14 protein-coding genes are annotated in these 14,425 nt (G+C 71.4%); 7 read left to right on the plus strand and 7 right to left on the minus strand.

Translation table 11 applies throughout. From position 1 onward, the window contains the following. Positions 1–61: 61 nt before the first annotated feature. The 3 genes from I2501_RS16965 (at position 62) to I2501_RS16975 (ending at position 3,421) form a co-directional block, all read left to right on the plus strand. Positions 62–1,633: an MFS transporter gene (locus I2501_RS16965; protein ID WP_196194886.1), complete on the plus strand. Its 1,572-nt coding sequence runs from the start codon at positions 62–64 to the stop codon at positions 1,631–1,633. 63 nt (positions 1,634–1,696) lie between these two features. Then, on the plus strand, positions 1,697–2,896 hold the full coding sequence (locus tag I2501_RS16970; RefSeq protein ID WP_196194887.1) for an MFS transporter: 1,200 nt from the start codon (positions 1,697–1,699) through the stop codon (positions 2,894–2,896). A 9-nt stretch (positions 2,897–2,905) separates the two neighbouring features. Beyond that, the gene (locus I2501_RS16975) at positions 2,906–3,421 is read left to right on the plus strand and encodes a mycothiol transferase (protein WP_196194888.1); all 516 of its coding nucleotides are present in this window, start codon (positions 2,906–2,908) and stop codon (positions 3,419–3,421) included. Positions 3,422–3,438: 17 nt separating this feature from the next. Here I2501_RS16975 and I2501_RS16980 read toward each other — a convergent pair whose 3' ends face one another. Then, a complete protein-coding gene (locus I2501_RS16980; protein ID WP_328806408.1) occupies positions 3,439–4,119 on the minus strand; it encodes an HAD-IA family hydrolase in 681 nt (226 codons plus the stop codon). Positions 4,120–4,500: 381 nt separating this feature from the next. Here I2501_RS16980 and I2501_RS16985 point away from each other — a divergent pair, with 381 nt between their 5' ends. Then, the gene (locus I2501_RS16985) at positions 4,501–5,244 is read left to right on the plus strand and encodes a trypsin-like serine peptidase (RefSeq protein ID WP_196194889.1); all 744 of its coding nucleotides are present in this window, start codon (positions 4,501–4,503) and stop codon (positions 5,242–5,244) included. A 31-nt stretch (positions 5,245–5,275) separates the two neighbouring features. Here the strand turns inward: I2501_RS16985 and I2501_RS16990 are convergent, their stop codons facing one another. Next, positions 5,276–5,530 carry a hypothetical protein gene (locus tag I2501_RS16990; RefSeq protein WP_196194890.1) on the minus strand — a complete coding sequence of 85 codons (255 nt, stop codon included), beginning with the start codon at positions 5,528–5,530 and terminating at the stop codon, positions 5,276–5,278. A 357-nt stretch (positions 5,531–5,887) separates the two neighbouring features. Here I2501_RS16990 and I2501_RS16995 point away from each other — a divergent pair, with 357 nt between their 5' ends. After that, positions 5,888–7,528 (plus strand): AMP-binding protein, encoded by a 1,641-nt coding sequence (locus I2501_RS16995; protein WP_196194891.1) that lies wholly within the window; start codon positions 5,888–5,890, stop codon positions 7,526–7,528. A 32-nt stretch (positions 7,529–7,560) separates the two neighbouring features. Here the strand turns inward: I2501_RS16995 and I2501_RS17000 are convergent, their stop codons facing one another. From I2501_RS17000 to I2501_RS17020, 5 genes are all read right to left on the minus strand, one after another. Then, positions 7,561–8,520, minus strand: a complete 960-nt coding sequence (locus I2501_RS17000) for a trypsin-like serine peptidase (protein WP_236046522.1) — start codon at positions 8,518–8,520, stop codon at positions 7,561–7,563. Between the two features lie 105 nt (positions 8,521–8,625). Then, positions 8,626–9,729, minus strand: a complete 1,104-nt coding sequence (locus I2501_RS17005) for an ABC transporter ATP-binding protein (RefSeq protein WP_196195045.1) — start codon at positions 9,727–9,729, stop codon at positions 8,626–8,628. A 62-nt stretch (positions 9,730–9,791) separates the two neighbouring features. Further along, on the minus strand, positions 9,792–10,613 hold the full coding sequence (locus I2501_RS17010; protein WP_215909729.1) for an ABC transporter permease: 822 nt from the start codon (positions 10,611–10,613) through the stop codon (positions 9,792–9,794). A gap of 77 nt (positions 10,614–10,690) precedes the next feature. Beyond that, the gene (gene modA / locus I2501_RS17015) at positions 10,691–11,527 is read right to left on the minus strand and encodes a molybdate ABC transporter substrate-binding protein (protein WP_408022745.1); all 837 of its coding nucleotides are present in this window, start codon (positions 11,525–11,527) and stop codon (positions 10,691–10,693) included. Between the two features lie 70 nt (positions 11,528–11,597). Continuing rightward, complete coding sequence (locus I2501_RS17020) at positions 11,598–11,993, minus strand: TOBE domain-containing protein (protein ID WP_328806409.1); 396 nt, start codon at positions 11,991–11,993, stop codon at positions 11,598–11,600. A gap of 234 nt (positions 11,994–12,227) precedes the next feature. Here I2501_RS17020 and I2501_RS17025 point away from each other — a divergent pair, with 234 nt between their 5' ends. Next, positions 12,228–13,478 (plus strand): MFS transporter, encoded by a 1,251-nt coding sequence (locus I2501_RS17025; protein WP_196194894.1) that lies wholly within the window; start codon positions 12,228–12,230, stop codon positions 13,476–13,478. A 544-nt stretch (positions 13,479–14,022) separates the two neighbouring features. Further along, entirely contained in the window at positions 14,023–14,421 is a 399-nt protein-coding gene (locus tag I2501_RS17030; protein ID WP_215909698.1) for a cell division protein SepF, read from the plus strand. The last annotated feature ends 4 nt before the right edge of the window (positions 14,422–14,425 follow it).

Here is a 14,425-nt window from a genome sequence, read left to right on the forward strand (position 1 = left end):
CTGCCCGGTGCTACCGTCTGGCCACTGTGTGGACGTCAGGGACGACAGGGGGAGTGTGCACATGAGTGGAAGCGGGGCCGCCACGGGCCGAAGAGGCCTGGTCCTGGCGGCGATGATCTTCGCGGTGGCGATGACCTTCATCGACCAGACGATCGTCTCGATCGCCGCGCCCAAGATCCAGAGCGAACTGCACCTGACCGGTACCGGCATGCAGTGGGCCATCAACTCCTACCTGCTGGCCATGGCCGCCCTCTTCGCCTACGGCGGCAGGCTCTCCGACACCCTGGGCCACCGCCGCATGGTCACCCTCGGCGTCGTCATCTTCGCCGCCGCCTCGGCGCTGTGCGGCCTGACGCCCACCGGCGCGCTGGCGCAGAGCTGGATCATCGCCTTCCGCGCCGTCCAGGGCCTCGGCGGCGCGATCATGTACCCGGCGGCCCTGGCCATCGTCGTCAACACCTACGAACTCCGGGAGCGCGGCCGGGCGTTGGCGCTCTTCTTCGGCATCGCGGGCGGGCTGACGGCCGTCGGCCCGATCCTGGGCGGTTACCTGACCGAGTGGACCTGGCGCGGCATCTTCTGGGTGAACGTTCCGGTGGCGCTGGTCGCGCTGCTGCTGATCTGGATCTCCAAGCCGCAGACCCAGTACCGCCCGGCGCCGATCGACTACCCCGGCCTGGCGCTGATCGCCGGCGGTGTCGGGCTCAGCGTCTTCGGCTTCCAGCAGTCGCACGTCTGGGGCTGGTCCAACCCGGCGATCTGGCTGTCGATCGCGCTCGGCGCGGCGCTGCTGGTGTTCTTCTTCCGCTTCGAGCGGGGACGGCCCTCGCCGCTGATGGACGTCTCGATCTTCCGCGACCGCGCCTTCGCGGTGCAGTGCCTGGTGCTGGGCCTGTCGATGACGGTCTTCCTGCCGATGTTCTTCTTCGCCAGCGAGTACGCGTCGGTGGCGCTCGGCCAGTCCGCGCAGCAGGCCGGTGTGACGCTGCTCTACTTCTTCATCGGCTTCATCGTCACCGCCCAGATCGGCGGCCGGATGCTGGACCGGATCGGCGCCAAGCGGCCGGTCGTGGCGGGTGCGGTGCTCTCGGCGGTCGGCTTCTACCTCTGGGCCAGCAAGATGCCCGACCTCAACCTCAGCCACATGACCTCGTACATCATCCTGTCCGGTGCCGGCATGGGCCTGATGATCGGTCCCTCCAACACCGACGCCGTCAACCGCGCCTCCAGCCTCTCCTACGGCGAGGCCACCGGCATCACCCAGACGGTCCGCAACTACGCCTCCAGCCTGAGCCTGGCCATCCTCGGCACGGTGATGATCTCGGTGTTCCAGTCGCAGATCGCCGACTCACTGGTCGCCCAGGGCGCGACCCGCGCGGCGGCGAACGCGGCGGCAGCCGCCGCGGCCAAGCAGGGCGGCGGGAGCAGCGGCGGTAGCGGCGGCAGCGCGGTGATCCCGCACTGGATCCAACTCGACTTCGCCCACGCCTGCCAGGCGGTCTTCTACGGCATGGCGGGCATCATGGCCGTCACGGCCGTGATCGCCCTCCTGGGCCTCCGAGGCGGCGTCCAGGCCGAGCGGACCGCGCACGCCGAGCAGCCCGGGATACCGGACCCGACCGGGTCCGCCTGACGCTCCGGCATTCGACCAAAGAGGGCAGCCCGCCGAAGAGGACAGTCCACCCAAGAGGAACTGATGCCGCGCACCGTCCGACTGCTGCTCCTGGCACGGGTGGTGAACCAGCTCGGGGCTTTCTCGCTGCCGTTCCTGACCGTGCTGATCAGCACGGACTACCGGGCGAGCGTCACCACCGCCGGGCTGGTCTCGGCCGCGTTCGGGCTGGCCACGATCCCGTCCCGGCTGGCCGGGGGACGGCTCGCGGAGCGGGTCGGGCGCAGTGGGGCGATCGCGCTCGGGCTGGTCGGTTGCGCCGTCGCGCAGCTGGGCATCGCGGCGTCGCGGTCGCTGGCCGCCGTCGTGGTCTGGGCGGTGCTGCTCGGCCTGGCCTTCGAGCTGTACGAACCGCCCAGCCAGGCGCTGATCGCCGAGGCCGTGCCGCAGGCGCTACGGGTGCGCGCCTTCGGCTGGTTCAGCGCGGCGCTGGCGCTCGGCGGTATGGGCGCGGGCGTGCTCGCCGCCTGGCTGGGCAGGTTCGACCTGCGCTGGCTCTTCGTCGCCGACGCCGCCACCTGCCTGGCCTGCGCCGCGCTGGTGCAGCTCGCGCTGCCCGGCCACCGCCGACCGCTCCGCGAGCCCGCCGGGGTGGCGGAGCGATCGGTCGACAGCCCCGTCCGGCCGTGGCAGGACCGGGCGTTGCTCACCATGCTGGCCACCGGCACCGTCTACGCCCTGGTCAACCAGCAGACCCTGATGACGCTGCCGCTCTCCCTCGCCCGGCACGGTCTGCCGCCCGCCGACGCGGGCCTGCTGTTCACCGCCTCGGCGGCGACCACCGTCGCCGCGCAGCCGCTGCTGCGGATACGTCGGCTCAGCTCCCTCTCCGCGCCCGTCGCGCTGGCGCTCGGTCAACTGCTGCTCGCCGCCGGGCTCCTCGGCTACGCGCTCGGCGGTTCGCTGCTGCTCGGCGTCGTCGCCTCCGCCGTCTGGAGCCTGGGCAACCTGCTGACGATGGGGCGCGCCTACGCGCTCGTCGCCGATCTGGCGCCACCGGGCGGCGCCGACCGCTATCTCGCCGTCTTCGGCATCAGCTGGGGCGTCTCCGCCACCCTCGCCCCGATCCTCGGGACGCAGTTGCTGGCCCACTACGGAACGACCGTCCTCTGGGGCACGACGGCCGCCGCCTGCCTCGCTCTCGCCGTCGTCCATCTGCGACTCACCACCGCCGCGCTGCGCCCGGCTTTGTCAGTCCCGGGTTCTGTCAGTCCCACGATCTAGCCTGGACCCGTGACTGTCGCAATCGAGCTACTCACCGATGCCTTCGGGCGCGTCAAGGAAGCCGTACACGAGGCCGTCTTCGGCCTCGATCCGGAACAGCTGGCGTTCCGGGCCGATCCGCGCGCCAACTCCATCGCCTGGCTGGTCTGGCATCTGACCCGCATTCAGGACGACCACGTCTGCGACATGGCCGACATGCCACAGGCCTGGACCGAGCTGGGCTGGGCCAAGCGCTTCGGCCTGCCCTTCCCGGTGGAGGCCCACGGCTACGGGCACACCTCGCAGCAGGTGGGCGCGGTACGCGGGCTGACGGCGGAGCAGTTGCTGGGCTACCACGACGACGTCCACAACCGCACCGTCGCCTACCTGGCCGGCCCCGGCGGGCAGCATCTGGACCGGATCGTCGACACCCGCTGGGACCCACCGGTCACGGCGGCGGTCCGGCTGGTCAGCGTGATCGCGGACGACCTGCAGCACGCCGGCCAGGCCGCCCTGGTGCGCGGGCTCGTGGAGCGCCGGAAGTAGCGTCGGACGACGGTGCGTCACCCGACGAACAGCGCCACCGTCCCGTCGCGCTGCACCAGCGGCCGTACCAGGGTGAGGTCGCTGACGACCACGTCGGCCGCGCACAGCTCGGCCGGGTCGTGGGTGGTGGCCAGGGCCAGCGTCGCCATGCCGGCGGCGCGGCCCGCCGCGAGGCCCGCCGGGGCGTCCTCGACCACCAGGCAGCGCGCGGGCTCGACGCCCAGTCTGCTCGCCGCCCTGAGGTACGCCTCCGGGTCGGGCTTGCCCCGGGTCACGTCCTCCGCCCCGACCAGCATCGGCACCGTCAGCCCGAGGGAGGAGAGCCGACGCAGCGCCAGAGTCCGGGTGGCGGCGGTGACCACCGCCCAGCGGTCCCGGGGCAGCGCCGACAGCAGCTCCTCGACGCCCGGCAGCAGTCGGCCGCTCGCCGCGTCCGCGAGCTCCAGCTCCTGCACCCGGGCCACCGCGGCGAGCTGCTCGTCGACGGCGCGTCCCGCCAGCAGCTCCGCGACCACCTCGCCGGCCGGACGGCCCGCATAGCCGACCTGGTCCAGGCGTTCACGTGCGACGCCGTGCTCCTCGGCCCAGCGGGTCCAGCAGCGGTGGACCGACGGCATGGAGTCGATCAGCGTGCCGTCGTTGTCGAAGAGCACGGCGTCGACGGTGAGTACGGCGGGGGCGGAGAGATGGGCGGCCACGGCAGGACAGGTCCTTCGCGTCGGGGAGGGGGCCTGGTACCTCTCCAGCCTCTCTCCTCTCAGTGGATCCTCCAAGAGGCAGAGGTCCCGCTCTTTCACTTCGTGCTCCTGTCGGCTTCAGCGTCGCGTCGCCCACGCGTCTTCCGCCGTACGGCCGGATGCGGTGACGTGGGGTGATTTTCCGCGCGGGGGCTTGTGACCAGCGGCTGCGGCACGGCAGCATGTCGCTCGATTCCCGCTGCAGCCACTGCCCTCCCCTGCAAGGCTCACCCCTGCGAGGCTCCCCTGAACCACGCCTTGTCGTCCCCCGACGGCACTCCAGACGGCACTGAGCAGGACCTCGACGCCGCTCCCCGCCGGCGTCGACCGTCCCTCTCCGCCATGGCCTGGCTCGTGGTGCTGGCGCTCGCCGGCGCGACGGGGGCGGCCTCCCCCTCGCAGGACCTCGGCGCGTCCCGCACCGCGATCGCGAACCGCGTCGACTCCCGCGTCGGCGCGCTGTTCTCCGGCGGCGGCGTCGCGGGCACGCACTACTGCACGGCCAGCGTGGTCGACAGCCCTCGGGGCAACATGATCGTCACCGCCGCGCACTGCCTGAGCGGAGCGAACGGGGACAAGGTGTTCGTCCCCGGCTACCGCGACGGCCTGGCCCCGTACGGGGTCTGGCAGATCGCGCAGACCGTCGAGGACCCGGGCTGGACCGCCAACGGCGACGTGAACGCGGACGTCGCCTTCGGCCTGCTCGAACCGCTCGACGGCCGGCCCGTGCAGCAGGTCGTCGGCGCCAACCGGATCGCGGTGGACCAGGGCTTCGACCACGTGGTGACCATCACCGGCTATCCGAACAGCTCCGAGGAGCCGATCACCTGCACCGACCTGGTCGACCGGTTCAGCGCCACCCAGATGCGCATCGACTGCACCGGCTACAGCGACGGCACCAGCGGCAGCCCGTGGTTGATCCCCGGCCAGGGCGGCCCGACGGGCGACGAGGGCACGGTCATCGGTGTGATCGGCGGCTTCGAGCAGGGCGGCTACACCGACGACGTCTCCTACAGCTCCTACTTCGGCGACCGCATCGACGCCCTCTACCACCAGGCCCTGGAGCAGGACGCCCAGCTGGGCTGAGCCGCGACCGGCTCTGTACCGGGTCGAGCCGTCAGACCTGGTCGCCCGGGTACCAGGCGATGGCGTGCGCCTCGGCCAGGGTCGACCTGACCTGGCTGCGGTAGCGCCGCGCCTGCTGCGGATCGGTCTCGACCAAGGCGGCGGCGGCGAGCGCGGCGGCCGAGGTGGACCAGGCCAGCAGCCGCACCGCGTCGTGGAAGGCCGCGTCCAGCAGCCGTTCGTCGGGCAGATCCGCCGCCTGCCGGGCCAGGAGCGTCGACAGCACCCGGAGATGGGTGCGGGTCACGCCCGGTGGTGGAAGTGGATCGTTCGCGTGTCTGCCCACGACGGCGACTCCCAGAAGGGAAAGAAGAGGGTGAGCCTCGTTCCCCGAGGCTCGTTCACCCATGATGGCGTACGACCTTGTGGCATGTACGCGCATTCATCGAACAGCAACGAACAGGATCTGCACAGCTGTCGTCCACTCCTGTCCCGGCGCATGGACCTTCCCTCGCGCGCCCGCTCCCGACAGGATGGAGATCCACAGTGTTGGTCCCAACCCCGTGCACTCCAACCCCTGTGCAGTCCAACCGTCGTACGGTCCAACCGCCGTGCAGTCCAACCGCCGTGTAGTCCAGCCCCCGTGCCCTCAGGGAGTTCCGCCATGGATGCCGATCTCGATCCGCGCCTGTCCCACCGACGCGGCGAGGCCGCCCCGCCGCTGCCGGAACTGACCGTGGGCGCCGACCTGGCCCGGACCGCGCGCCGCCACCCCGACCGTGACGCCCTGGTCGAGCGCGCCAGCGGGCGCCGCTGGACGTACGCCGAGTTCGACGCCGCCGTCGACGACCTCGCCCGCGGCCTGCTCGCGGCAGGGATCGAACGCGGCGACCGCGTCGGCATCTGGTCGCCCAACTGCGCCGAGTGGGTGCTGGCCCAGTACGCCGCCGCCCGCGCGGGCGCGATCCTGGTCAACCTCAACCCGGCCTACCGGCAGCACGAGATCGCCTACGCGCTCCAGCAGTCCGGCACCAAGCTGCTCATCTCCGCGACGCGGGTGAAGACCAGCGACTACGTCGCCCTGGTCGACGCGGTCCGTGGCGACTGCCCGGAGCTGGAGCGCGTCGTGTTCATCGGCACGCCCGACTTCGACCGACTCGTCGCCTCCGGCGGCGACGTGCCGCTCGCCGAACTGCGTGCACGCGAGGCGGAGCTCTCCCCGGAGGACGCGGCGAACATCCAGTACACCTCCGGCACCACCGGCCGTCCCAAGGGCGCCACGCTCTCGCACCGCAACATCCTCGGCAACGGCTTCCAGGTCGCCGACGTGCAGGGCTGGACGGCGGACGACCGCGTCTGCGTGCCGGTGCCCTTCTACCACTGCTTCGGCATGGTGATGGCGAACCTCGGCGCCATCTCCCACGGCTCCTGCCTGGTCATCCCCAGCCCGCTGTTCGACCCGATCGAGGCGCTGGACGCCGTCCAGGCGGAACGCTGCACCGTGCTCTACGGCGTGCCGACCATGTTCATCGCCGAACTCGCCCAGCTGGAGGCGCATCCGGACCGCTGGGACCTGTCCACCCTGCGCACCGGGGTGATGGCCGGCTCGCCCTGCCCGGTCGAGGTGATGAAGCGGGTCATGTCCGAGATGGGGATGGCCGAGGTCACCATCGCCTACGGCATGACGGAGACCAGCCCCGTCTCCACCCAGACCCGCCCCGACGACTCCCTCGAACACCGTGTCGCCACCGTCGGCCGCGTCCACCCGCACGTCGAGATCAAGATCGTCGAGCCGGACACCGGCGTCACCGTCCCCGTCGGCACCCCGGGCGAACTGTGCACCCGCGGCTACTCGGTGATGCTCGGCTACTGGAACGAGCCGGAGCGCACCGCCGAGGCCGTCGACGCGGACGGCTGGATGCACACCGGCGACCTCGCCGAGATGGCCGAGGACGGCTACGTCTCCATCGTCGGCCGGATCAAGGACATGGTGATCCGCGGCGGCGAGAACGTGTACCCGCGCGAGGTCGAGGAGTTCCTCTACTCCCACCCCGACATCGAGGACGTGCAGATCATCGGCGTCCCGGACGAGCGCTTCGGCGAGGAGCTGATGGCCTGGGTCAAGCTCCGCCCGGGTGCCAGTGAGCTGACGGTGGAGCAGCTGCGCGCCTACTGCGAGGGCAAGCTGGCCCACTACAAGATCCCCCGCTACCTCCACCTGGTCGACGGCTTCCCGATGACCGTCACCGGCAAGATCCGCAAGGTCGAGATGCGCGAGGAGTCCGTCAAGCTGCTCGGGCTCTGAATTACCGTCAGCTGACGTCACGTCAACGCTACCTACCCGCCCTGTGCGACCGCCTGGTCGTACAGGGCGAGGACGTCGTTGTCGAAGTACGGGCTGTAGGAGACGTCCGGGGTGTCGCCGCCCTGCTGGTACCCGCCGATCACGCCGATGACCGTGCCCGTCCGGGTCGCCCTGTCGAAGGCAGTCAGCCACGGGCTGCCGCTGGTGCCGCCGGGGAAGGACTTGCAGGCGATCTTCATCTGGTACGCGCTCTGCTGCGTCGTGGAGTTGAAGCAGGCGATCGGCTCGCCCGCGTTCGACGGATAGCCGGTCAGCGAGACGGTCCGGCCGAAGCCGAGGTTGATGCCGAGCCGGTTGCCGCCCAGCACCGAGGCGATGGTCTGCTTGTTCACCGTGCCGAGCACCAGGAACGCGACATCGAGGTCCGGGTCGCTGGAGTCGATCCAGCGCTGGTCCACGACGATCGACTTGACCGGCCACTCCCCCTGCGGCTCGGTGCCGTTGCGATAGCCGGGCACGAAGACGATGTCGGTGTTGTAGCCGCCGCCCTTGCCGCCGTGGACGCAGTGGGCGGCGGTGACCACAATGCTTTCGCCCTTGCTCTGCACGACGCTGCCGGTGCAGAAGTGGTCACCCTTCTGGCTGGTCGAGAAGATCGCCCCGACCCGGGCCGTGATCTCGTTGGACTTGGCGGTCCTGGTGTTCCCGCCGTGCGTCGACAGCGCCCGTTGCAGGCGTTCCTGCGACCACGGCGACGGCGAGGGCGCGGTGCTGACCACGGGGCTGCCGGGCACGGCTGCCGCACTCGACGCCCCGGCCACGCCGGACGCGCTCGACGAGCCGGATGCACTCGACGAGCCGGCCATACCGGCCGCGGTCGCCGAGCCGGTCGCACCGGACGTGAGGGAGGCACCGGCCCCGGACGAGCATCCCGCCAGCACACCGATCACCGCCACCACGGCAGTCACGCGCGCCGCCACCCGCTGACCCATGGACCATCCTCCGCCCGACCCGACCGACGCACCGTCCCGATCATCGTCGGCCCGTCGGGCCCGATGGCCGCAGCGGCGCGCCGTCAGGCCGGCGGCAGACAGCCCTTACGCCGGATACGCGCGCGTCTGTGCGGCCTTGACGGCGGCCCAGACCTCGCTGCCCTCGCCGATGGCCAACTCGGCGACCGCGGCCGGGGTCAGATCCGCCGTCAGGCGCAGCGGACCGGCGAGGTCCAGGCGGACCTGGTCGCCGTGGAGCTCCATGCCGACGACGGTGACCGGCCACTGGTTGCGCGCACTGGTGTCGGGACGGCTGCCGTGGACGGTGACCGCGGCGGGCGGGAAGGCGACGAAGACCGGCCCGGTGTGCGCGTCGTCCGCCGCGAGGACGGTGCCCTCGGCCGCGACCTCGCGCGAGGCGTCCAGCTCGACCAGGTGCCCGTCGGCCGTGCCCCGGAACAGGTTGAGGCCGACCAGGCGGGCGATGTAGTCGCTGCGCGGATGCCGGGCGATCTCGGCGGGCGGGCCCTCCTGGATCGCCAGGCCCTGCTCCAGCACCACCAGCCGGTCGGCCAGCACCATCGCGTCCAGCGGGTCGTGGGTGACCAGGACGGCGACCGCCTCGAACGCGGCCAGGTGGCGGCGCAGCGTGGTGCGCACCTCCAGCCGGGTGCGGGCGTCGAGGGCGGCCATCGGCTCGTCGAGCAGCAGCAGCCGCGGCTGCGGCGCCAGCGCCCGCGCCAGCGCGACGCGTTGGGCCTGCCCGCCGGAGAGCGCGCCGGGACGCGCCCCGGCGTGGTCGGCCAGCCCGACGCGCTCCAGCCACTGCCGGGCCTCGGCCCGCGCGTCGGCCTTGCGGCGGCCGTGGGTGCGCAGGCCGAACGCCACGTTGTCCAGCGCGGAGAGGTGCGGGAAGAGCAGGTAGTCCTGGAAGACCACGCCGACCGGCCGTTGCTCGGTGGGGACCCGGACCCGTGCCGCCGGATCCTCCAGGACCTCGCCGTCGAGCCGCAGATGTCCCTCGCTCAGGCGCGTCAGTCCGGCCAGCGCGCGCAGCGCGGTGGTCTTGCCCGCGCCGTTCGGCCCGAGCAGCGCGACCACCTCGCCGGGCGCGGCGGTCAGCGCCAGGTCGAGCGCGAAGCCGCCCCGGCTCACCGCCAGGTGCGCGTCCAGTCCGCTCAACTCTCCGTCTCTCCTTACTGCTTCAATGCGTCACTGCTTCGGTGCGTCACTGCTTCAGTGCATCCCGGGGCTCAGTGCGTCCCGGCAGCTCAGTGCGTCCCGGTCGTCCAGCGACCGCGCAGCGCGAACAGGACGGCGAGCGAGACGAGCAGCAGCACCAGGCTGACCGCGATCGCGGCGTCGGGGTTGTCCTGGAGCGCGAGGTAGACGGCGAGCGGCATGGTCTGCGTGGTGCCGGGGAAGTTGCCCGCGAAGGTGATGGTCGCACCGAACTCGCCCAGCGCCCGCGCCCACGCCAGGACCGCGCCGGCCCCCACGCCCGGCGCGATCAGCGGCAGCGTCACCCGCCGGAAGACGGTGAACCGCGAGGCGCCGAGCGTCAGCGCGGCCTCCTCGTAGCGGGCGTCCGACCCGCGCAGCGCCCCCTCGACGCTCAGCACCAGGAACGGCATCGCCACGAAGGCCTCCGCGACGACCACCCCGGCCGTGGTGAACGGCAGCGAGTAGCCGAACTGCTGGTAGATCCACTGCCCGACCAGCCCGTTGCGGCCGAAGACGAGCAGCAGCGCGACACCGCCGACCACCGGCGGCATCACCAGCGGCAGCGTCACCAACGTCCGCGCCAGCCGCCGGCCGGGGAACGTCGTTCGGGCCAGCAGCCAGGCCAACGGCACGCCGAAGACCAACGACAGCCCGGTCGCCAAGGTCGCGCAGATCAGCGAGAGCCGCAGCGCGGGCCAGACCGCGTCGCCGCTGAGCAGCTCCGGCATCGCGCTCCAGGGCGCCCTGACCAGCAGTCCGATCAGCGGCAGCACCAGGAACGTCAGGCCCACGGCCGCGGGCAGCAGCAACGCGAGCGGCGCCCCGCCGCGCGGCCTGCGGGCCGCCCGGATCGGGACGCCGCGCTCCAGCGTGTCGGAATCACCCGTCGCGGGGTCGCCCGTCGCGGAGTCGCTCGTCACAGAATCACCGGTCGCGGAATCACCGGTCACGGCGCCTGGAAGCCCGCGGCCTGCAGCACCTGCTCACCCTGCGGCGAGGCGACGAACGCGGCGAAAGCCTGCGCGGTGGCCGAGTTGCTGCTGCCCTTGAGCGCCACGATCGGGTAGGTGGTGATCGCCTTGGTGGCGGCGGCGAAGTTGACGCCGGTGACCTTCTTGTCGGCGCCCTTGACGTCGGTCTGGTAGACCAGCGCGGCGTCAACCTCGCCGAGCTCGACCTTGGTCAGCGCGGACGTGACGTCCTGCTCCAGGGTGACCGGCGTCAGCTTGACGTTCGCGGCGGCCAGCGCCTTGACGGCCGCAGCGCCGCAGGGGACGGTCTTGGCGCAGAGCGCGACCTTGTACTTGGGGTCGGCGAGCTGCTCCAGCGAGGTGATGTTCTTCGGGTTGCCGGGGGCGACCGCGATCTCCAGCTCGTTCTTGGCGAAGTCCACCGGCGCACCGGCGTTGTCGCCCTTGGAGGTGACCGTCTGCATGGTCGCGGTGCTCGCGGCGGCGAAGACGTCCGCCGGGGCGCCGTTGACGATGGACGCGGCCAGCGTGTCACTGCCGCCGAAGCTGAAGGTGACCGAGGTGCCGGGGTGGGCCGCCTCGAACTCCTTGGCCAGCGTGGTGAAGGTGTTCTTGAGCGAGGCGGCGGCGAAGACGGTGATCTTCCCCGTGACGCCGGCGCTGCTCGCCGCGGAGGCCGTGGGCGAGGAGGACGAGCCCGCAGAACCCGAGGAGGAGGACGAGGAGCTACAGGCCGCCAGACCCACCAGGGCGAGTGCGACTGTCGAGGCGGCGGCGACGCGGCGCAGCCGGGACATGCGGGACACGGTCAGACGGGACATCGGGAAACCCCCACGGTTTCGTCAGGAACGGACGTTCGTCAGGAACAGCGGCGGGCTGCCGTCAGGTCCTCTCGACCACGACGTTGGTCGACTTGATCACAGCGACGGCCGGCACCCCGGGCTCGAGCCGCAGCTCCTCCGCGGATTCGCGGCTGATCAGCGACACCACCCGGAACGGCCCGGCCTGGATCTCCACCTGCGCGGCGACGTCCCCGAGGATCACCTCGGTGACGATTCCACGAAAGCGGTTACGGGCGGAGGAGGGAAGCCCCTCTGCCGCCGCGGTCTCCGGCCTGGCGAGCTCGCGGGCGAATGCGGCGAGCTCACGACCGGGGACGATGCGGTGGCCGTGCTCGTCCCGCTCGGCGGTCACGCGGCCCGCGTCGACCCAGCGCCTCATGGTGTCGGCGCTGACTCCGAGCAGGGCGGCGGCCTCGCCGATCCGATAGCTGTTCACGTGACGATCATCCTGTCGCAATTGCCAGCTCTCCGTCACTCGTAGCATGGCACAAGCGACTGACACCGCCCAAGCCACCTCGCATGTGCAGGTGTCCATGATCTGCCGCGCGGCCGCCCCTCCGCCTCCGCGTCACGTTCGCGCCGCCTCCGGGCGACCTCCGCGCCGCCGCAATCTTGATCAGATCTGGTCCAGACCTATGAGAGGCACCCCCGCAGCCGCTAGGTTTTCCGCGTGACAGAGCTTTCCCAGAACCGTCGGGCGCGACGCTCCGTCTCCGCCGTCTTCGTCATCCATGGCGCGGTGACCGGGAGCTTCGCCACCCGGATCCCCTGGATCAAGGACCACCTGCATCTGAGCGCGGGTCAGCTCGGACTGGCCCTGGTCGCGCCCGCCATCGGCTCGTTCGTCGCCATGCCGCTGGCGAGTCGGCTGCTGCACGCGCGCGGCCACCGGGCCGGGATCCGGCTGCTGATCGTGCTGTGGAGCGCCGCCCTGGCGCTGCCCGCGCTCGCGCCTGACCTGCCGCTGCTCGCCCTCGCCCTGCTCTGCTACGGCGCGGCGGCGGGCGTGGCGGACGTGGCCATGAACGCCCAGGGCGTGGAGGTCGAAGCACGGCTGGGACGTTCGATCATGTCCGGGCTGCACGGCATGTGGAGCGTCGGCGGCCTGCTCGGCTCGGCCGTGGGCGTGGCCGCCGCAGCGGCGTCGGTCGCCGCGCCGGTGCATCTGGCGGCGGTGGCCGCCGTGCTGGTGCTGCTCTCCCTGGTGGCCTGCCGCGGCCTGCTGGACATCCGTCCCGAGCCGGAGGAAGAGGCGCCACCGAGGTTCACCCTGCCGCCGCGTTCGGCGCTGCTGATCGGAGCGGTGGGCTTCTGCGCGGTCTTCGCCGAGGGCGCGTCCGGGGACTGGAGCGGCGTCTACCTCCGTACCGTGGCGAGCGCTTCGCCCGCGATCGCGGCGGCCAGCTACACGGCGTTCGCCTGCACCATGGCCGCCGCGCGGCTTGCGGGCGACATGCTGGTGCGCCGCTTCGGCCCGAAGCGGACGGTGCGGGGCGGCGGGATGATCGCGGTCGCGGGCGGCGTGCTGGTGGTGGCGGCTCCGACAGCTCCAACGGCAGGACCGGTCGCGGCGATCACCGGGTTCGCCCTGCTGGGGATCGGCATCGCGGTCGTGGTTCCGCTCTGCTTCGCGGCGGCCGGGCACAGCGGGGACAACCCGAGCCGGGCGATCGCGGGCGTCGCCACCGTCACCTACACCTCCAGCCTGATCGCGCCCGCCACCATCGGCGCCATCGCCCAGGCCACCTCGCTGCGCGGATCCTTCGCCGTCGTCACGCTTCTGACGGTCGGTCTGGTCGTAGGTGCGGGCATCCTCGCCCAAGGAGCCCGCGCATCAGGCCCCGGCGCATCGGGACCCCGCGCAGGAGGGGCCGGCGAGCAGGATCGGCATACTACCGAGACATGCCAATCGAAAATGTGACCGATTCCGAATATGCCGATTCTGGTTTCCTTCTGCTAATCCGATGGCCGCATTAGCGCGAACCCGCAATCATGGGCGCATGCCGCAACCTGACGGGCCGTCCGACGGACTCCCGCACGGTCGCGGCGGGTAGCTCGCTGCGCGACACCGGCACCCGAACGCGCCTGACGGACCGTCGGGGACATCCGGGAACGCTCGAGATGCCGGGCACGTGAGTGGACACGGAGTAGCCAGCATGCCCGCACCAGATCGGGTGAAACCGGCCTGTTCGGGATGTCAGCAGTTCCAGTGAGTAGAAATTCGTACGACAGTTCGAATGGAACCAAGCGAATCAGGATTACGTCCGAACGAATCGTCAGAATGATTGACACGTACGGCGCGGCGACGCGTCCGGACGGGTGTCTTGTCGGTGATCAATGCGATACTCGGACAGCACCAGGGAAAGAACGACACAGCACGGGCGTGTGCCGGAGATCTGCATCACAGACATGCAGCACGCGGCACCGCATCTCACGGGGTAGCAGGACGGATGGGGAGGTTGGGCATGGGAGCAGCACTGCGTGACGACTACCGCGGGTGGCTGGCGCCTTCGGGGAGGTACCCGGTGGCGGTCCCGGACTTCGAGGAGCCTTGGGACTCCCCGGAGCTCGACCCCGCGCCGCAGCCCTCGCCGCGGATCACCCAGGTCAAGCCGACCGGCTTCGAGTCGGCCCGCGAGATCGGCGAGCACGTCCGCGTCGGCACCCCGGTCATCATGGACCTCAGCCAGATGGCCGCCCCTGACGCCAAGCGTCTGATCGACTTCGCCTCCGGCCTGGTGTTCGGTACTCGTGGCACCATGGAGCGGATCGCGCGCCGGGTCTTCCTGCTCGCGCCGCCGGAGATCGAGGTCATGGTCATCGACAACGCGTCGGACGACTCGGGCTTCTACAACCAGAGCTGATAGG

The organism is Streptacidiphilus fuscans, from assembly GCF_015690355.1.
Lineage (GTDB): Bacteria > Actinomycetota > Actinomycetes > Streptomycetales > Streptomycetaceae > Streptacidiphilus > Streptacidiphilus fuscans.

Bases quoted from the DNA above. Each gene is read 5' to 3' on its own strand.
- I2501_RS16965 (WP_196194886.1), top strand. From the start codon at position 62: ATGAGTGGAAGCGGGGCCGCCACGGGCCGAAGAGGCCTGGTCCTGGCG.
- I2501_RS16970 (WP_196194887.1), top strand. From the start codon at position 1,697: ATGCCGCGCACCGTCCGACTGCTGCTCCTGGCACGGGTGGTGAACCAG.
- I2501_RS16985 (WP_196194889.1), top strand. From the start codon at position 4,501: ATGGCCTGGCTCGTGGTGCTGGCGCTCGCCGGCGCGACGGGGGCGGCC.
- I2501_RS16995 (WP_196194891.1), top strand. From the start codon at position 5,888: ATGGATGCCGATCTCGATCCGCGCCTGTCCCACCGACGCGGCGAGGCC.
- I2501_RS17000 (WP_236046522.1), bottom strand. From the start codon at position 8,520: ATGGGTCAGCGGGTGGCGGCGCGCGTGACTGCCGTGGTGGCGGTGATC.
- I2501_RS17030 (WP_215909698.1), top strand. From the start codon at position 14,023: ATGGGAGCAGCACTGCGTGACGACTACCGCGGGTGGCTGGCGCCTTCG.